The following is a 16,755-nucleotide window of genomic DNA, read 5'->3' on the forward strand; positions in this document are numbered from 1 at the left end:
ATGACGCCGCTCCGACCCGCGCCCGCCGCCTCGATCGCTGCGACGGACTTTTGTCCTGCGCAAAATGTTGTGCACAATTCAATTGTGCGCTACGTTCGGTCTTGTGAACGACGCGCCGACACTGGACAAGCAACTCTGCTTCGCCCTGTACTCGGCGTCGCGGGCCACCACCGCGGTCTACCGGCCCCTGCTGGACGACCTGGGCATCACCTACCCGCAGTACCTGGTGATGCTCGTGCTGTGGGAGCGGGACGGACTCAGCGTCTCGGAACTGGGCGATCGACTCGGCCTGGATTCCGGAACACTGTCCCCCCTGCTCAAGCGCATCGAGACACTGTCGCTCGTCACCCGCGAACGCTCAGCGGAGGACGAACGACGCGTCGAGATCCGGCTGACGGACACGGGCCGCGCCCTGCGTTCCGCGGCCGCGCACGTTCCCGAGTGCATCTTCACCGCGACCGGCCTCACCGAAGACGAGGCGACCACGCTGATCGCGCTCGTCCGCAAGACCACCGCGTCGCTTCGTTCCGCCTGACCCGTCCATCCCCACCACGAGAGGTTCACCCATGAAGACGCTGTACACCGCAGAGGCACTGGCCACCGGCGACGGACGCAACGGCCACGGCCGCACCACCGACGGCAAGGTCGACGTCGACCTCGCCGCCCCCACCGAGATGGGCGGCAGCGGCAACGGAACCAACCCGGAGCAGCTCTTCGCCGTCGGCTACGCCGCGTGCTACCACTCCGCTCTGCGCCTCGTCGCCGGCCAGCAGAAGGCCGACGTCACCGACTCCTCCGTCGGCGCGAAGGTCAGCATCGGCCCGAACGACGCCGGCGGCTTCGAGCTCGCCGTGGTCCTCGAGGTGACCCTCCCCAACCTCGATCACGACACGGCGCAGGCCCTCGCGGACAAGGCCCACGAGGTCTGCCCCTACAGCAACGCGACCCGCGGCAACATCGACGTGCAGATCACCGTCAGCGACGACTGACCGTTCAGATCGGGTAGGTGACGCCCGTGAGCTCGACCGACCTGGTCCAGAGCTCACGGGCTTTCGCCTCGTCACGCGAGGCCTTGTTCGATCCGACCTTCTTCGGGTGCCCGCTCAGCTCCTGGAACCCGTCCGGTCCGAAGTAGCCGCCGGACTGCAGCCCCGGTGCCGTCGCGGCGTAGAGCTCCGGCAGGCTTCCCATGTAGGCCGACTGGGCGAAGACCCGGCCGAGTGACATGAACGCGTCCTGCACACTCTCCGTCCGACCCATCAACTCGGTACTCGAGTAACCGGGATGCGCCGCCAGCGAGAGCACGGGTGACCCCGCCGCACGCAGTCGGCGATCCAGCTCGTACGCGAACAGCAGGTTCGACAGCTTCGACTGCCCGTAGGCACCCCACCGGCTGTAGCGACGCTTCTCGTAGTTGAGGTCCGACAGCTTCAGTCCCGGTACCTGGTGCATGAAACTCGACATGGTGACCACGCGGTCGGTGATCCTGTCCAGCAGGAGGCCGGTCAGCGCGAAATGCCCGAGATGGTTCGTGCCGAACTGCATCTCGAAACCGTCGGCGGTCCGCTTCAGCGGCAGTGCCATGACGCCGGCGTTGTTGATCAGTACGTCCACGGTGGGCGTGTCGTCGGCGAACTCCCGCACCGAGCTCAGATCCGCGAGGTCGAGTCGACGCACCTCGGCGCGCTCACCGATCTCGTCCGCGATCGGCTTCGCCTTCTCCACGGTCCGGCAGGCCAGCACCACCGTCGCGCCCGCGCGACCGAGTGCCTTCGCGGCCTCGGCGCCGAGCCCGCTGTTGGCTCCCGTGACCACGAAGGTCCGGCCGGTCTGATCCGGTACGTCGGTCTCGACCCACTTGTGTGCAGACTTCTGTGCCATGCGCTTCCCCCCTGAGACTTCTCTCGGCCGCTCGCCGCGGCCGACCGCGTTCGAGGGTACCGGCGCACTACGCTCGATCCGGTGCCCGCACCGCTGCCGATCCGAGACGGTCTCAATCCGACGCGGATCCGAATGCCGGACGCGCCGGCAGAGCACAGGACCATAGTCGAGTACCTCGTCGCACGCTTTCCGCGCGATGCGGAGGCCCTGCGCGCGAAGGTGACGGACGGCGAGGTCGTCGATGCCGCAGGACGGCCCGTGCTGGTCGACACTCCCCTGGTCCCCCGCGCCGACGTCTACCTGTACCGGGATCCGCCCGTGGAACCCGAGGTGCCGTTCACCGCCCCGATCCTGTACCGAGACGATGCGATCGTGGTGGTGGACAAGCCGCACTTCCTGGCGACGACACCACGGGGGCGCTTCGTCGTGCAGACCGCCCTGACCCGGCTGCGACGCGAACTGGGAAACGACGCACTGTCCCCGGCGCACCGCCTCGATCGCCTCACCGCGGGCGTGCTCGTCTTCACCGCACGACAGGACGTCCGCCGCGCATATCAGGAGATGTTCCGGGAGCGCAGCATGGTCAAGGTCTACGAAGCGGTGGCCCCCGACTCGCCGATCTCGTTCCCGCACACCGCGATCAGCCGCATCGTCAAGGACCGTGGATCACTGCAGGCGACCGAGGTGACGGGTGAGCCGAACAGCGAGACCGTGATCGAGAAGGTGCGCACGGTGGGCGACCTGGCGCTCTACCGCCTGCATCCACGCACGGGCAAGACCCATCAACTACGCGTGCACATGGCCTCTCTCGGCCTGCCCATAGTCGGCGACTCGCTGTATCCCGTGCCGCGCGAGGTCGCCGTCGACGACTACCGGGATCCACTGCGACTGCTGGCGCGGAGCATCGAGTTCACCGACCCGCTCACAGGCGCACCGCGGCACTTCGCGTCGCAGCGGACCCTCGCGCTGTCTCCACCGTGATCCGGTGCGAGATCGCGGCGAGCGTCAGCAGTCCGATCGCGAGGTTGGTCAGGGCGGCGAAGCCCGTCTCGGCGAAGTCGACGAGCGCACCGAGCAACGCGTAGATCAGGGCCGCCGACCGGAGTCGGTGCAGAGGCCAGAGGGACGCGGTGCGCCGCCGCGCGATCAGCGACGGGAGCCCGAGGGCGACCGTGACGCACGCCGTCACCCACAGGATGCCGCCCGAGATGGTCATCCGGTCGAGGGTGACATCGAGGTCGTCGCGTTCGATGACCAGACCGCCCGTGGCCAGTTGTGCGATGCCCGCCACGACCGTCGCGGACGCGGTGACCACCATGAGCCAGGACAACGCGATCGCCCAGCGCGTACTGGTCACGAACGACGGGACGGTGCGCGAGAACCACACCAGCCGACGCGTCGGCCGGGACGGTGCCGGAACGCACCGACTCAGCAGGGTGTCGATGCTCGCGACGAGCTCGGGGTCGGCTCCCGTCGTCCGCGCTCGGTCGAGCAGTTCGCGGGCCAGCTCCCGGCGCGATCCCGGTACCCCACCGACGAGTCCTTCCGACGCGATGGCGGCAGCGTTCGCGAGGCATTCCCGTGGCGTCGGTTCGCGGACGTCGCGAACGGTTCGTCCGAGCACCAGGACCAGAACCACCGTCACGTACATGATCTCGGCGGACGGGCCGTAGAAGTAGTCGTTGTCCTTCGTCACGAACTTCCCGACCTCGTCCAGGAACAGACCGAAGCCGACGCCGCCCAGCAGCACGGCCGACGAGCGCGCTCCGAAGCCGAGGAACAGCCATCCGACGACGAGCGCCGTCATCATCAGCGCACCGCCCCACAGTGCGTGGGCGATGTGCAGGCTTCCGCCGCCCACCTGCGGATAGTCGGTGAGTTCGAGGTAGGCGCGGGTGAGCAGGATGGTCGCGACCGCGGCGATGACGAACGACTCCACGGACGACGTCCCGTCGGCACTGCGCACGATCGGCGTCCGCACCCGCCGCGCACCCTCATCCCGCTGCATGATGGCCATCGTCGATCATGGTCATTCACAGGCCACTTTCGCGGTGGAATGCGACGGTACGCCCGGTAAAGTTCGTCCGATGAGACTCCTTCCCGCCACGCTCGCCGCTGCCGCCACCCTCGCCCTGATCCTGGGTGGATGCAGCTCCGAGGATCAGCAGTCCGCACAGGACACCGCGAACAACGCCGCGGAATCGGTGGGCGACGCAGCTCAGGGCGCACTCAGCTCTGCACAGTCGGCCGCACCCGGCATCCAGTCGAGCGCCGGCAGCCTGGCCGACGATGCCGGCAACGTGTTCGACGACGCCAAGCGCGCGACCTTCGTCGCCGCCTACAAGGCGCAGTTCTCCGCGCTCTCCGAGGGAAAGTCCGACGAGGACATCGAATCGCTGCTCGGCAGCATCTGCCAGCAGATCACCGACGGCAAGGAAAAGGACGCCGTGGTCACCGACATCCGGTCGCAGGCCACCAACAACGGCAACGAGCCCGGTGTCGACGAGGCCGGTCGCATCTACGACCAGGCGAAGGTCGCCTGCCCCTGACCGCACGAGCTCCGCGAGGTGCGCGGGCTGTCGGTGATCGGGGTTAGCGTGGCGATCGTTCCCCTTCGGAAGGATCTCATCGTGGCCACCCCCGACCTCTCGCGCACCACGCCCTGCTGCCAGGGCGTCGTTCCTCCCTACCTTCTGCAGCGCCTCGCGTCGGCCCCCGCGGAACGCAGTGCCCGCCTGGACACCGCCCCGTCCGTCGCGAGCCGCACGCTGGAACTCGACGACGAGATGCGGCGCCGACGCGACTCGACGCGGTCCACCGTGTCGCCCACCGCTCCCCGCGGCGCCGTCGCGGATCGGCTGCAGCGCACCATCGCCGACGCGAAGAACACGCAGACTCTGCCCGGCGACGTCGTGCGTACCGAGGGCGGCGAACCTGTCGGCGATCCGGCGGCGGACGAGAGCTACGACGGCCTCGGTGTCACCCACGCCCTGTTCGCCGAGGTCTACGGATGGTCCAGCCTCGATGGGCAGGGGCTGCCGCTAAACGCCACGGTGCACTACGGCGAGCAGTACGACAACGCGTTCTGGGACGGCACCCGCATGGTGTTCGGCGACGGTGACGGCGAGGTGTTCACCCGCTTCACCGTGTCGCTGTCCGTCATCGCGCACGAGTTGGCTCACGGTTTCACGCAGTACACCTCACAGCTCGAGTACGCCGGACAGTCCGGCGCCCTCAACGAGTCGGTGTCCGACGTGTTCGGCGTCCTCGCAGAACAGCGCTCGCGTGGGCAGAACGCCGAGGACGCGTCCTGGCTCGTCGGCGAGGGGCTCTTCCTCCCCGACGTGCAGGGCAGCGCCCTCCGCTCGATGCTGGCACCCGGTACCGCGTACGACGACGACGTCCTCGGCAAGGACCCCCAGCCCGCGGACATGGCAGGATACGTCGAGACCACCGAGGACAACGGCGGGGTGCACATCAACTCCGGCATCCCCAACCGCGCGTTCGCCGAGGCCGCCGTCGCGCTAGGCGGGCCGGCCTGGGATCGTCTCGGACAGGTCTGGTTCGACGCTCTCACGTCCGGCAGCCTGACGCCGACCGCCGATTTCGCCGCCTTCTCCGCGGCGACGGTCGCGGCCGCATCGGCGCGGTACGGAACCGGGTCCGACGTTTACCGCGCCGTGGTCGGCGGGTGGACTACCGTGGGCCTCGAGCCGGCCGGGACGGGATCCGCGTCCGATGCGGCGGACGAGGCGAGCAAGAGGACGTGACATGGTCATCGTGGTGGTACGCAGCGGCGGCGTGGCCGGGATGACCCGCCGCGGCAGCGTCGACACCACGGCCCTCGGCGACACGGCACCCGAGTGGGAGCAGCTGGTCACTCGCGCGCTCCCCCTGTTGAACGGCCTGCCCGAGTCGTCGTCCCTCGCTCGCGACACCTTCCGGTGGCGACTCGAGATCGGCGAGCACTCGTGCGAGACCGGCGATTCGGCACTCACCGGCCCGCTTCGCGAGCTGGCAGAGCGCACTCTGCGAGAGGGTCGCTCGCCGCGATGACGGCGGCCTCACGGCGTGCGAGGTTCGCGTTCCACCACGGGTCGCTCCCGGGCTCGTCGACGATGCAGTCGCGCAGCGTGGGCGGCAGGGTCGACACGGCGGGCACCGCGTCCGCCGACAGCGTGCCGAGATAGTCGACGTCGATCAGTCCGGTCCGCTCGTAGCGCTCGACTGCACGGTCCGCGACCAGCGCATCGACGTTCACCACCGCCATCACCAGCACGCCCAGCGCCGCCGTGCCGACGATCACCGCGGGCAGTAGGCGCGCGGACCAGCGCGCACCGGCGACAATGACGGCGAGCACGACGACGCCCAACCACACCTCGACGGCCATGACCCCGACTCGCAGCCGAGTGAGACCGAACTGTTGCTCGTACAACGACATTCGGTACACCGCCGACCAGACGACCACCAGCGTCAGCACACACAGCGACCCGAAGGCGATGCGCGCGAGCACCCGGTCGCGCCGCACCTCGGCGTCGACCTTGCGTACCTGCACGGCGACCACGACGAGCACGCCGACTGTCACCGTGATCAGCTGCCAGAATCCCGATCGGGCGTGGTCCGCGAAGGTCAGGTCGTCCGTCGTCATCACGTGGTCGTGTCCGCCGAACAACGTGGCTGCCTGCACCACCACGAACGCAGCGAACACGACGACGAGCGCGCAGACCGGCACCGCCCACTCCCACACCGGTCGTCGTCGACCGGCGCCGGGAGCGAGCGCATCGAGTGCCATCGCGTGACGCTTCGCGTGGGCGACACCCAGAATCCACAGCGCGACGCACAGAGCCACGACCGGCCCCAGCGGGTCGACGTCGACGGACACGGTCGGGATCACCGCGTCGACGAGCGAGGCGAAGCGATCGTCGGCGCCCGCGAACAGCAGCGTGAACACGGTGACCAGCAGGGCCGTGCTCACCACGACGCGCAGCGTGCGTACCGCGGACCCCCGAGACGGGAGCGTCACCTGTGCGGCACCGGTTCCGAGCGAGCGGAGCACGGCTCCCTGCACCACGACGGGCACGATCGGCGCGAGCACCGTGGCGGTGAACGTCGTCGATCTCGTGGTCGACAGAGCCACACACCACACAGCCAGTCCGACGGACGACGCTGCGAGCCATCCCGAATCGCGGACGAACGGGACCACCAGCAGCGTGAAAGCGGCGCCGATCCATGCCACGGACCAGCGCGACCGGTCCGGCAGTCGAGCGGCGAGGACGGCAGCGACGCCGACGGCGAGGTGGGCCACCGACGGCCGGTCGGTCAGTATCGCGCCGGCGACCACCCCGACCGCTGCGGCGGAACCCACGGCCCAGCGACGCGGAGACTCGGTGACGGTGCGGACCGGCGACTGCGCCGCCGGATCGGGAAGAAGGTCGGTGGTCATCGTGAACCTCTTTCGGGCAGGGGTGATCGCGCGAGCACCGGATGCGGTGTCACGTGCCGAGTGCGGACGGTGGGGGTCAGACGGGAAGAGTGAGCCGGAAGCAACACCCGGCGCCGACGTCGACCACATCGAGTGTGCCGCCGTGCAACTCGGCGGCCCATCGAGCGATGGCGAGCCCGATGCCGGTGCCGCCGTCGGTCGACCCGCCGCGGACGAACCGGTCGAACACCCGAGCGCGATCGGCCGGCGCGATCCCGTCGCCCTCGTCGACCACGTCGATGCGCACCGTGTCGTCACCCACCACGGCCGACACGGCCACTGCACCGTCGGGCGGACCGTGGCGCACGGCGTTCTCGACCAGATTGGCCATCACCTGCCGTACCCGTTCCTCGTCGGCGGTCACCGTCGCACCGGGAGGCTCGACCGACACCGAGAACCGGGTCGCCGTGCTCTGGGTGACCACGCTGGTCAGGAACTGACGGAGGTCGAACGTGCTGCGCGACAGACCGAGTGCGCCACCCTCGAGCTTCGAGAGATCCAGGAGGTCGTCGACGAGCCGAGCCAGACGTTCGGTCTGCTCGAGGGCGACTCCCACCGTCGCCGGGGTCGCCTCCTGCACCCCGTCGGCGATGTTCTCGAGCACGGCCTGCAGCGACGCGATCGGTGTCCGGAGTTCGTGCGAGACGTTGCCGATCAGCTCCCGACGGTAGCGGTCGGCCTCTGCGAGGTCTGCCGACATCGTGTTGAACGCGACGGCCAATTGGCCGATCTCGTCCCGCGACGTGGCACGAACCCGGTGCGTGTAGTCCCCGTTCGCCATCGCTCGCGAGGCTGCGGTCATCTCGCGCAGCGGCGAGGTCATCCCGTGCGCGACGATCTGCGTGACCACCAGAGCCACGACGAGTGCGAGCAGCAGCGCGTACCGGAACGGCTGCTGCGCCGCGAGCCAGAAGGTGCCCGACGCCGCGAACAGCGCGATCACCACCACCAGGCCGGTCTTGACCTTGAACGAGCGCAGCGAGTCGAGAGGGCGGATCATCCGCGTGCCCGGAACGCGTACCCGACGCCGTGGACGGTGCGCACGACGTCGGACCCCAGCTTGCGCCGCAACGCCTTGACGTGGCTGTCGACCGTGCGGGACGGCACGGACGTCATGGAGTCGTCGCGCGACCACCCCCACACGTCCGACAGCAGTCGATCTCGCGCGTAGGCCGCGCCCGGCCGCCGAGCGAGGAACAGCAGGAGATCGAACTCCGTGCGTGTCAGGTGGACCTCGTCGCCGTCACGGAAGACCCGCCGCGCGCGCTCGTCGACCCGGACGTCGTCGAACTCGTGCACGACGGTCGGCGACGGCGCGGGATGGCGTTCCACCCGGCGCAGCAGTGCGTGCACGCGGGCCACCAGGGTGCGCATCGAGAACGGCTTGGACATGTAGTCGTCCGCACCCACCCCGAGGCCCACCAGCTGGTCCGTCTCGTCCGACCGCGCCGTGAGCATGAGGACGGCGACGGCGCCCTCGGGGCGGGACTGGATGCGTCGGCACACCTCGAGACCGTCGAACCCGGGCAGCATCACGTCGAGGACCACCAGGTCGGGGTTCGTGCGGGCCACCGTCTCCACGGCGGCCGGTCCGGTAGACGCGAGGTCGACGTCGAAGCCCTCGGACCGCAGCCGTGCCGCGATCGCGTCGGCCAGAGCCCGTTCGTCCTCGACCACCAGAATTCGTCGTCGATCCATGAAACAGACCGTAACGGCATCATGTGCGGGTCTCGGGGACACGTTGTGAAGATTCCGTGGAGATCGCTCCGGCCCACGAACCGGACGCCGCGTCAGCCGAGCAGCCGCGCCACCTCGGCGGCCGCGCGACCACCCGACACCAGAGCACCCTGGATCGACGGGGTGTCGCGATGGTCGCCGGCGAGCAGCACGCGGTCACCGACCTGCAGCGATCGCCGGAGCGACGTCCCGGGTGCCTGGACCGGGAGCGCACGCCGCACGTCGTGACGCACGATCACCCGCCACGACGCGGTGGACCGACCCCACAGCCGATCGAGAACGGCGCGCACGACGGACTCCTCGGCGGGACCGGCGTCGTCCAGCAGCGTGGTCGCCTGCACCAGGGTCTTCCCGGTCGGCGCGTATCCCGGTGCGATGGAGCTCATCTCGGCGGTGTTGACCACCACGCCGCCCGTCCCCGAGATGCGGAGGAACTCGTCGGATTCCGCGGCGTCGGCCTCGAACCACCACGTCGACAACCCGCGCATGGGAGAGGTCCGGGTGTCCGTCAGCTCGGTCGCGCCTCGCGCGTCCGTCGCCACCACCACCGCGCGGGCCTGCAGCACCGACCCGTCGGCGATCCGCACGGCGGGTGCCGCGCCGTCGGTGACCTGCTCGACGCGCGAGGAGTACGCGATGTCGACCCCGGCATCGCGGGCGAGCTGCTCGGGGAACGCCTGCATTCCGCGGTTCGGCACACCGGGTGTCGCGAGAAGAAAGCTGCGGAGCACGAGCCGGACGTAGCGGTCCGACGTGTCTCCCGCGCCGTCGGCGAGGACCCCGCTGAGAAACGGAGCCAGCAGTGCGGAGCGCAGCGGACCGCGGAGGCCGACGCGGTCCCAGTCGTCGGCGAGTGCAGCGTCGGGGGACGCGGCCAGGCGGCGCACCGGTCCGACAGCGGGCAACGCCCACCGCGCGGCACCGACGACGGCGCCCGGGTGCAGCAGGCCGAGGCGAGCCGCGGACCGCACCGTCCCGAGCAGCAGGCCCGGGTGCCGTGTCGGGTCGGCGATCGTGTGCGCTCGCCCCGAGTCGTCGACGATCCGCACACCGCGACCGGCGACCCGCAGATCGAGCGCGGACACGTCGACATGACGCTTCACGGCCGGGTAGGAGGGGTTGAGGAGCTGGAAGCCTCGATCACAGCGGAAACCGTCCACGACGTCGGTGCGGATCCGTCCCCCAGGGGCGTCGCCCGCCTCCACGACCCGCACCGTGAATCCACGCCGGCGCAGCGCTCCGGCGCACCGTAGACCGGCGATACCCGCCCCCACCACGATCACGTCAGCATCGATGTCAGTCATGCCCTATCGATACCACCCGGGCGTCGGCGACCTAGGACGACGGGTCCGGAAACGAGAAGAACCACCTGCGCCGGCAGGTGGTTCCAGTCTGTGTCCATTCTCGGTGGCCAGAGCCGGGATCGAACCGGCGACCTTCCGCTTTTCAGGCGGACGCTCGTACCGACTGAGCTACCTGGCCGTGGGCACCCTCGCGGGTACCGGTGATGCTGTACTACTCGGTGCTGACGATCATCGCATCACTGAGGTATTGCGACCTCTGAGGTGTTGCGACCCTGACGGGACTCGAACCCGCGACCTCCGCCGTGACAGGGCGGCGCGCTAACCAACTGCGCCACAGGGCCATGCTGTGAAGCATGTACTGCGTGGAAGACCCTACTGCATCTTCGTCCTACTTCTCACCACTCCCGCTCCAGCGTTGTCACTCGCTGAAACGTACCCCCTACGGGATTCGAACCCGCGCTACCGCCTTGAAAGGGCGGCGTCCTAGGCCGCTAAACGAAGGGGGCCCGTCGAATCGCTCCGACCGTACCCCAACGGCGTTCCGTTGGGAGCTTGGATAGCTTAGGACACCGCTTCGGAATTTCACAAATCCGCAGGTGAGGCTATGTTTCGACGCTCACAGCGTCGACTCGGGGCCACCCGTTGACGCGCCACTTGTCGAGCCATTCCCGCGACGCCATCGCCATCAGGAGAACCTCGAGTGACTCCTCGAACAGCACCACCAGGTCGGTGTCCTCGGCGGTCAGATCGGCCATGTACCGCTGGCCGGCGAGCGAGGTCACCAGCACGCGGGTGAACATGCGCGGATCGATGTCGGGGCGCAGCAGACCGGTCTCGTGCGCCTCGGCCGCGAGCTTGTGTGCGGTGCGACCCCACACGGCGCCCGCTCCCTCGCGGATGCTCGCGTGGAACTCGGGCTCGACGACGAGACGGAACTCCGCACGCACGACGACGTTCTCGTCGAAGGACCGGGCGAGCTGGAAGATGAGGTTGTGCAGCCACTCGAGGGCGTCGACGCCGTCCGGGCGCTCCACGTCCATGATGGCGACGTACTTCTCCATCGCGGTCTGCAGAACGGCGCGAGCCAGTTCTTCCTTCGAGCTGAAGTGGAAGTACATCGCACCCTTGGTGGCGCGTGATCCCTCGAGAATCGTGTTGACCGACGCCGCGGTGTACCCACGCTTGCTGAACTCGTACGCGGCTGCCTCGACGATCGCGGCCCGGGTGCGTCGAGCACGTTCCTGCTGTGCCATTGCGCTGCTGCCTCCGAAATTGAACACCCTGAAGGGCCCTGATACTGAGTGAAGGGTAGCCGACAAACCTGAGAATCCCCTCGGACGTGGCCGCAAACATCGAGCTCGAGCGGGTTCGTCCGGCGTGTTCGGACGGCCCCACCAGCGTGTCGTGCGTTCCGATGACCGGTTTGTCGGATATATGCCCGGCCCGCGTCCGAATGTCGACCGGCGAGAATGGTGATGATTCATAGCGAATAGGTGAATGGTGAATGCGTCACTCCCGACGCGAGGCCAGGTCGAGAGCGACCGCCCGGGGTCCATTACACTCGTCGAGCACCGCCCCTATAGCTCAGTTGGTAGAGCTACGGACTTTTAATCCGCAGGTCGTAGGTTCGAGCCCTACTGGGGGCACAACGTCTTTCCCCACACCCGTCGACGCTCAGGAATTCTGGCTCAGCCGGGCCCCGATGCTCTGATGGAGTGAGCGCAACGCGTTCTGACCCAGCGCCACGGTCTCCGACTCGATGTGGCGGAGCAGATGAGCGTCGCTCACCACCTTCTCGGACGACTGGATCAGGACCGTTCCCGCACCGGTGAAGTCGAACTGCCGCTCCTCCCCCGTCTGTGCTCCGAGGAGCATCCCCTGCGCCGCCCCCAGGAAGCTCTGCATCCACTGCGCGTCGAAGTGGTGGGACGGAGCGGGGCAGTCGGCCCAGCCGACGAGTGCCTGCGGATCCACTCGAACGGGCGGTTCGGCGAACACGACCGCACCGTTGGACGAGGCGAGGAACTTCCCGGTGCCGAGCAGCGTGAGAAAACCGGGCACGATGGACTGCTTCAGCTCGAGGCCGGGTTCGAAGGCCAGCAGGTTCGACGCCCGGATGGTCAGGTTGCCGTCGTCGAGATCGAACGAGTTGATGTCGAAGCCGCGATCGCCGAGCAGCACCTTGCCGTGTCCGCTCGCGAGCACCCAGTCGTTCGCGTACAGCGGCGACGAGAAGCGTGAGGCCACGACGGCCGCCATCGACGTCCGCCCGAGAGGCTCGAACTGCACCGACCCGTAGTAGGCGATCATCGCGCCCTTCGCCGTGAACCACGGCTGTCCCGCGAGTTCGATGCAGAAGGCGTAGTCGTTTCCCGGCACGTTGTCGTTCACCGGCAGGGTGTGGGGGTTGTGCACGACGTCGGTCATGTCCGATTCCCTCTCGTCAGAACTTCTGCTCGGACGCCTGGACCCACACGGTCCCTGCGCCGCCGATCGCGAGTTGCACGGCTTCACCCGAACCGCGGCCGACGGCGTCACGCCACCCGACGTTCGTCGAGATGTCGACGGTGAGAGTGCCGCGGTGACACACGTACGCCTGCGGATCGACCATCACCTGCGGCCGGTGCGGACCCACCTCGATCTCGACCGTCCCACCGTGGGACAGCACGGCCACCTGCCCACGTCCGGCGACCTGTGTCGTGAACATGCCCTGCCCGGTCATCGCCCCGCGCACCGCGCCGCGGACCCCTCCCTGCTGCGTCAGGGGTACGACCGATGTCGAGAGTGCGCCACTGTGTGCGAGCAACCGTGACGCCTCGACCGAGAGGACACCGGTCCCGTCGAGATCGATGACGGACACGTGCAGCCCGGCGTGGCCGTAGTGCACGGTGCCGGACCCCTCGGCGGCCATCATGGCGACGTGCTCGCCCGACATCATCCGGCCGGCCATACCCGCGACTGCACCCATCCCCGGCATGCCGCCCGCGCCGCCGATCGTGTGCGGGACGAAGCGGACGTCGCCCTGGTGGAACAACATGGATCCACGGCGCGCGAGCGTGGGCGAGCCCGGGGCGACGGTCGACTTCACGACCTTGCTGTTGACGAGTTCCAACATGTCAGCGCTCCTGCGGCTGGATGTAGACGACACCGGTGCCGTCGAAGCGGAGGGAGAAGGCCTCGCCGCTCCCGCCGCCGACGGCCGACCGCCACGTGACGTCGGTGACGAAGCTCTGTGTCACCTGACCTCGGTGCGCGACGAAGGCGTCCGGATCGACCACCAACGGGTACTGCGGCGACACCTCGAGCGCGATGAGCGGTCCGCCCGCGGACAGCAGTCCCACCTCGCCCTGTCCACTGACGACCGTCGTGAACAGGCCCTGCCCGGACGAGGCGCCGCGGAGCCCGGCGAAGGCCACATCGGACCGCAGCCCGCCGGACAGAGCGAGCAACTGCGACGATTCGACGTGGAGTGCGTCACCCGCCAACGGCACGACGACGACGTGCTGCGCGTCGACCGCGAGCCGCACCGTTCCCTGCCCCGCCATCTCCATCAGGGACAGCGACTCGCCGGTGACCTTCTGCTTGAGAGCGGCGCGCAGTCCACCGCCACCGCCCATCCCGGCGTTCCGGAAGGTCACCTGGCCCTCGTACGCGATCATCGATCCGGTGACCGCCCGCACGCTGTCCCCGTGCAGGTCGACGACCAGAACGCGGTGTCCCTCGGTTCTCAGTTGCGCCACGGCAGACAGAATGGCAGACAACGGTCGTCGCCACAGTGGCTCCGGTGATCTGTCCCCTGCCAGCGACTCCGAGTGACGCACAGTACATCGAGTTCGTTTCTCGCAGAAGTCACAACACCTGTACCCCGTACCCCGCGGCATATACTGGACGAGGTCGACGGCGGGCGGGCGTAACGAACTGTCGCCCCGCTCGATGAACGTCTACCGGACGGTACGCACCCCTCGCGGCGGCTCGTCGAAGCAATTCACATCGAAGTTACGGTGCCGTAGGCTGCCCTCACAGTACGAGGCAGCGCGGTCATCGCGCGGAAGCAGTGAGCCGAACACCATTCTGGAGGACACGCATGGCACGGGATCTGACCCAACTGGAGCTGCTCGGAGAGCTGCAGCCGGTTGCGGAAGAGAATCTGAACCGGCATCTCTCCATGGCGAAGGAGTGGCACCCCCACGACTACGTCCCCTGGGACGAGGGGCGTAACTTCGCCGCGCTCGGTGGCGAGGACTGGTCGCCCGAGCAGTCTCGGCTCGACGAGGTGGCCAAGGCCGCCATGATCACCAACCTCCTCACCGAGGACAACCTGCCGTCGTACCACCGCGAGATCGCGGAGAACTTCTCGCAGGACGGCGCCTGGGGCACCTGGGTGGGCCGGTGGACCGCCGAGGAGAACCGCCACGGCATCGTCATGCGCGACTACCTGGTGGTCACGCGCGGAGTGGATCCCGTCGCCCTCGAGCAGGCCCGCATCGAGCACATGACCAACGGCTTCTCCTCGGCCGCTGCCGGTGGCCACGATCAGATGGGCTTCCTGCACTCCGTCTCGTACGTGACGTTCCAGGAGCTGGCCACGCGAGTCAGCCACCGCAACACGGGCAAGGTCTGCAACGACCCCATCGCCGACCGCATGCTCCAGCGCATCGCGGCCGACGAGAACCTGCACATGATCTTCTACCGCAACCTGTGCGGTGCGGCGCTCGACATCTCGCCCGACCAGGCGCTGCGTGCCATCGCCGACATCGTGCAGAACTTCCAGATGCCCGGCGCCGGCATGCCCAACTTCCGCCGCAACGGCGTGCTGATGGCCAAGCACGGGATCTACGATCTGCGTCAGCACCTCGAGGACGTCGTCATGCCGGTGCTGCGCAAGTGGAACATCTTCGATCGCACCGACTTCACCGCCGAGGGCGAGCAGACGCGTGAGGAGCTCGCCGCCTTCCTCGAGAAGCTGGAGAAGGACGTTCTCAAGTTCGAGGAGCAGCGCGACCGCATGCTGTCCCGCGAGGCTGCCAAGCGGCAGGCCGCGCAGGCATCCTGACCCGCACCGCACCACGGAGTGGCCGAGTGCCAGTTCCGACGGATACCCTCGATGTGCCCGGCACCCGTTCCGCGGATGCCGGGCACATCGCTGTTTCCCGTCGACCATGTCTGGTGTGTGATCAACCATGACTCTGCAGATCGGTTCCCTCGCCCTGCGTAGTCCCGTCGTCCTCGCGCCGATGGCCGGTGTCACCAACGTGGCGTTCCGCACGCTGTGTCGGGAGCTCGAGGAGACGCTGACGGGCAGCACCTCCGGGCTCTACGTCTGCGAGATGGTCACCGCGCGTGCCCTCGTCGAGCGGCAGCCCGCCACGTTGCACATGACCACGTTCGGCCCGACCGAGACGCCTCGCTCGTTGCAGCTCTACACCGTGGACCCGGACACGACGTACGACGCCGCGAAGATGATCGTCGACGAGAACATGGCCGACCACATCGACATGAACTTCGGCTGCCCCGTGCCCAAGGTGACGCGCAAGGGCGGCGGCGCCGCCCTGCCGTACAAGCGATCGCTCTTCGGACGCATCGTCGCCGCGGCGGTGAAGGCCACCGAGGGGACGGACATCCCGGTGACCGTCAAGTTTCGGATCGGCATCGACGACCAGCATCACACGCACCTCGACGCAGGACGGATCGCCGCCGGCGAGGGTGCTGCGGCCGTCGCGCTCCATGCGCGCACCGCGGCGCAGCGCTACTCCGGTACGGCCGACTGGTCCGAGATCGCGCGCCTCAAGGATCACGTCCGCGATGTCCCCGTCCTGGGCAACGGCGACATCTTCGACGCGTCCGACGCCGCCCGCATGATGGCCGAGACCGGCTGCGACGGCGTGGTCGTCGGCCGCGGCTGCCTGGGACGCCCCTGGCTGTTCGCCGAACTGTCCGCCGCTCTGCGCGGCACCACTGCGCCGACGCCGCCCACGCTGGGCGAGGTCGCCGTCATCATGCGTCGGCACGCGGAACTGCTGTCCGACCACCACGGCGAGGGCCGCGGGCTCCGGGAGATGCGCAAGCACGTCGCCTGGTACATGCGCGGCTTCCCGGCAGGCTCGGACCTGCGGGTACGCATGGCCACCGTCTCGACACTCGCGGAGCTCGACGAGCTGCTGGCTCGCCTGGATCCGACCGTTCCCTTCCCGGCCGACGCCGAGGGCCCCCGCGGTCGCCAGGGTTCCCCCGGCGCCGTGTCGCTGCCCGACGGCTGGCTCGACGATCCCGACGACTGTGCGGTGCCGGCGGGCGCCGATCTGATGCACTCGGGCGGATGATCAGTACTATGGCGTCGATCCGTCGACCACT

The 16,755-nt window shown here is 68.6% G+C and carries 18 protein-coding genes and 4 tRNA genes; 9 read left to right on the plus strand and 13 right to left on the minus strand.

All coding sequences use genetic code 11. From position 1 onward, the window contains the following. Positions 1 to 64: 64 nt before the first annotated feature. Positions 65 to 535, plus strand: coding sequence for a MarR family winged helix-turn-helix transcriptional regulator (locus tag HQ312_RS19845; protein ID WP_222640935.1), 471 nt, complete (start codon positions 65 to 67; stop codon positions 533 to 535). 31 nt (positions 536 to 566) lie between these two features. Beyond that, positions 567 to 989: an organic hydroperoxide resistance protein gene (locus HQ312_RS19850; protein WP_027504250.1), complete on the plus strand. Its 423-nt coding sequence runs from the start codon at positions 567 to 569 to the stop codon at positions 987 to 989. Between the two features lie 4 nt (positions 990 to 993). Here the strand turns inward: HQ312_RS19850 and HQ312_RS19855 are convergent, their stop codons facing one another. Next, positions 994 to 1,881 (minus strand): oxidoreductase, encoded by an 888-nt coding sequence (locus HQ312_RS19855; RefSeq protein ID WP_027504251.1) that lies wholly within the window; start codon positions 1,879 to 1,881, stop codon positions 994 to 996. Positions 1,882 to 2,013: 132 nt separating this feature from the next. On the opposite strand from HQ312_RS19855, the gene HQ312_RS19860 reads away from it, so the two are divergent. After that, positions 2,014 to 2,862: a pseudouridine synthase gene (locus HQ312_RS19860; RefSeq protein ID WP_222641033.1), complete on the plus strand. Its 849-nt coding sequence runs from the start codon at positions 2,014 to 2,016 to the stop codon at positions 2,860 to 2,862. Here HQ312_RS19860 and HQ312_RS19865 read toward each other — a convergent pair. Then, positions 2,804 to 3,889, minus strand: coding sequence for a hypothetical protein (locus tag HQ312_RS19865; RefSeq protein WP_222640937.1), 1,086 nt, complete (start codon positions 3,887 to 3,889; stop codon positions 2,804 to 2,806). The genes HQ312_RS19860 and HQ312_RS19865 overlap by 59 nt on opposite strands. Before the next feature lie 79 nt (positions 3,890 to 3,968). Between HQ312_RS19865 and HQ312_RS19870 the strand changes: the two genes are divergently transcribed. The 3 genes from HQ312_RS19870 to HQ312_RS19880 all read left to right on the plus strand — a co-directional run bounded on the left by HQ312_RS19870 (position 3,969) and on the right by HQ312_RS19880 (position 5,937). After that, complete coding sequence (locus tag HQ312_RS19870) at positions 3,969 to 4,430, plus strand: hypothetical protein (RefSeq protein WP_222627818.1); 462 nt, start codon at positions 3,969 to 3,971, stop codon at positions 4,428 to 4,430. An 81-nt stretch (positions 4,431 to 4,511) separates the two neighbouring features. Next, on the plus strand, positions 4,512 to 5,651 hold the full coding sequence (locus HQ312_RS19875; RefSeq protein ID WP_308123946.1) for a M4 family metallopeptidase: 1,140 nt from the start codon (positions 4,512 to 4,514) through the stop codon (positions 5,649 to 5,651). Between the two features lies 1 nt (position 5,652). Continuing rightward, positions 5,653 to 5,937, plus strand: a complete 285-nt coding sequence (locus tag HQ312_RS19880) for a protealysin inhibitor emfourin (RefSeq protein ID WP_027504254.1) — start codon at positions 5,653 to 5,655, stop codon at positions 5,935 to 5,937. Here the strand turns inward: HQ312_RS19880 and HQ312_RS19885 are convergent. From HQ312_RS19885 to HQ312_RS19920, 8 genes are all read right to left on the minus strand, one after another. Then, complete coding sequence (locus tag HQ312_RS19885; protein ID WP_222640938.1) at positions 5,876 to 7,324, minus strand: DUF4153 domain-containing protein; 1,449 nt, start codon at positions 7,322 to 7,324, stop codon at positions 5,876 to 5,878. The two genes, HQ312_RS19880 and HQ312_RS19885, sit on opposite strands and share 62 nt — an antisense overlap. Before the next feature lie 76 nt (positions 7,325 to 7,400). Continuing rightward, positions 7,401 to 8,363, minus strand: coding sequence for a HAMP domain-containing sensor histidine kinase (locus tag HQ312_RS19890; protein WP_027504255.1), 963 nt, complete (start codon positions 8,361 to 8,363; stop codon positions 7,401 to 7,403). After that, entirely contained in the window at positions 8,360 to 9,061 is a 702-nt protein-coding gene (locus HQ312_RS19895; RefSeq protein WP_222627822.1) for a response regulator transcription factor, read from the minus strand. The genes HQ312_RS19890 and HQ312_RS19895 overlap by 4 nt, the downstream gene beginning before the upstream one ends. A gap of 92 nt (positions 9,062 to 9,153) precedes the next feature. Beyond that, a complete protein-coding gene (locus HQ312_RS19900) occupies positions 9,154 to 10,404 on the minus strand; it encodes an FAD-dependent oxidoreductase (RefSeq protein ID WP_222640941.1) in 1,251 nt (416 codons plus the stop codon). Between the two features lie 104 nt (positions 10,405 to 10,508). Next, positions 10,509 to 10,582, minus strand: a tRNA-Phe gene (locus tag HQ312_RS19905). 89 nt (positions 10,583 to 10,671) lie between these two features. Further along, a tRNA-Asp gene (locus tag HQ312_RS19910) sits at positions 10,672 to 10,745 on the minus strand. 92 nt (positions 10,746 to 10,837) lie between these two features. Next, positions 10,838 to 10,910, minus strand: a tRNA-Glu gene (locus tag HQ312_RS19915). Between the two features lie 96 nt (positions 10,911 to 11,006). Further along, a complete protein-coding gene (locus HQ312_RS19920) occupies positions 11,007 to 11,657 on the minus strand; it encodes a ScbR family autoregulator-binding transcription factor (RefSeq protein ID WP_027504258.1) in 651 nt (216 codons plus the stop codon). Between the two features lie 320 nt (positions 11,658 to 11,977). On the opposite strand from HQ312_RS19920, the gene HQ312_RS19925 reads away from it, so the two are divergent. Continuing rightward, a tRNA-Lys gene (locus HQ312_RS19925) sits at positions 11,978 to 12,050 on the plus strand. Between the two features lie 28 nt (positions 12,051 to 12,078). Here the strand turns inward: HQ312_RS19925 and HQ312_RS19930 are convergent. The 3 genes from HQ312_RS19930 to HQ312_RS19940 are packed head-to-tail and all read right to left on the minus strand — an operon-like array spanning position 12,079 to position 14,135. After that, positions 12,079 to 12,831 carry an AIM24 family protein gene (locus HQ312_RS19930; protein WP_027504259.1) on the minus strand — a complete coding sequence of 251 codons (753 nt, stop codon included), beginning with the start codon at positions 12,829 to 12,831 and terminating at the stop codon, positions 12,079 to 12,081. A gap of 16 nt (positions 12,832 to 12,847) precedes the next feature. Continuing rightward, positions 12,848 to 13,519 (minus strand): AIM24 family protein, encoded by a 672-nt coding sequence (locus HQ312_RS19935; RefSeq protein WP_222640943.1) that lies wholly within the window; start codon positions 13,517 to 13,519, stop codon positions 12,848 to 12,850. Position 13,520: 1 nt separating this feature from the next. Beyond that, entirely contained in the window at positions 13,521 to 14,135 is a 615-nt protein-coding gene (locus HQ312_RS19940; RefSeq protein WP_373428398.1) for an AIM24 family protein, read from the minus strand. 353 nt (positions 14,136 to 14,488) lie between these two features. Between HQ312_RS19940 and HQ312_RS19945 the strand changes: the two genes are divergently transcribed. Continuing rightward, positions 14,489 to 15,457, plus strand: coding sequence for an acyl-ACP desaturase (locus HQ312_RS19945; RefSeq protein WP_027504262.1), 969 nt, complete (start codon positions 14,489 to 14,491; stop codon positions 15,455 to 15,457). Positions 15,458 to 15,584: 127 nt separating this feature from the next. After that, positions 15,585 to 16,724: a tRNA dihydrouridine synthase DusB gene (gene dusB / locus HQ312_RS19950; RefSeq protein ID WP_222640945.1), complete on the plus strand. Its 1,140-nt coding sequence runs from the start codon at positions 15,585 to 15,587 to the stop codon at positions 16,722 to 16,724. Positions 16,725 to 16,755: the final 31 nt, after the last annotated feature.

It is taken from the genome of Rhodococcus sp. BP-316, from assembly GCF_019836105.1.
Lineage (GTDB): Bacteria > Actinomycetota > Actinomycetes > Mycobacteriales > Mycobacteriaceae > Rhodococcoides.

What these genes read in the sequence shown, in the direction of transcription:
- HQ312_RS19845 (WP_222640935.1), top strand. Translation starts at nt 65, where the DNA reads ATGTTGTGCACAATTCAATTGTGCGCTACGTTCGGTCTTGTGAACGAC.
- HQ312_RS19850 (WP_027504250.1), top strand. Translation starts at nt 567, where the DNA reads ATGAAGACGCTGTACACCGCAGAGGCACTGGCCACCGGCGACGGACGC.
- HQ312_RS19855 (WP_027504251.1), bottom strand. Translation starts at nt 1,881, where the DNA reads ATGGCACAGAAGTCTGCACACAAGTGGGTCGAGACCGACGTACCGGAT.
- HQ312_RS19860 (WP_222641033.1), top strand. Translation starts at nt 2,014, where the DNA reads ATGCCGGACGCGCCGGCAGAGCACAGGACCATAGTCGAGTACCTCGTC.
- HQ312_RS19865 (WP_222640937.1), bottom strand. Translation starts at nt 3,889, where the DNA reads ATGCAGCGGGATGAGGGTGCGCGGCGGGTGCGGACGCCGATCGTGCGC.
- HQ312_RS19870 (WP_222627818.1), top strand. Translation starts at nt 3,969, where the DNA reads ATGAGACTCCTTCCCGCCACGCTCGCCGCTGCCGCCACCCTCGCCCTG.
- HQ312_RS19880 (WP_027504254.1), top strand. Translation starts at nt 5,653, where the DNA reads ATGGTCATCGTGGTGGTACGCAGCGGCGGCGTGGCCGGGATGACCCGC.
- HQ312_RS19885 (WP_222640938.1), bottom strand. Translation starts at nt 7,324, where the DNA reads ATGACCACCGACCTTCTTCCCGATCCGGCGGCGCAGTCGCCGGTCCGC.
- HQ312_RS19890 (WP_027504255.1), bottom strand. Translation starts at nt 8,363, where the DNA reads ATGATCCGCCCTCTCGACTCGCTGCGCTCGTTCAAGGTCAAGACCGGC.
- HQ312_RS19895 (WP_222627822.1), bottom strand. Translation starts at nt 9,061, where the DNA reads ATGGATCGACGACGAATTCTGGTGGTCGAGGACGAACGGGCTCTGGCC.
- HQ312_RS19900 (WP_222640941.1), bottom strand. Translation starts at nt 10,404, where the DNA reads ATGACTGACATCGATGCTGACGTGATCGTGGTGGGGGCGGGTATCGCC.
- HQ312_RS19920 (WP_027504258.1), bottom strand. Translation starts at nt 11,657, where the DNA reads ATGGCACAGCAGGAACGTGCTCGACGCACCCGGGCCGCGATCGTCGAG.
- HQ312_RS19930 (WP_027504259.1), bottom strand. Translation starts at nt 12,831, where the DNA reads ATGACCGACGTCGTGCACAACCCCCACACCCTGCCGGTGAACGACAAC.
- HQ312_RS19935 (WP_222640943.1), bottom strand. Translation starts at nt 13,519, where the DNA reads ATGTTGGAACTCGTCAACAGCAAGGTCGTGAAGTCGACCGTCGCCCCG.
- HQ312_RS19945 (WP_027504262.1), top strand. Translation starts at nt 14,489, where the DNA reads ATGGCACGGGATCTGACCCAACTGGAGCTGCTCGGAGAGCTGCAGCCG.
- dusB (WP_222640945.1), top strand. Translation starts at nt 15,585, where the DNA reads ATGACTCTGCAGATCGGTTCCCTCGCCCTGCGTAGTCCCGTCGTCCTC.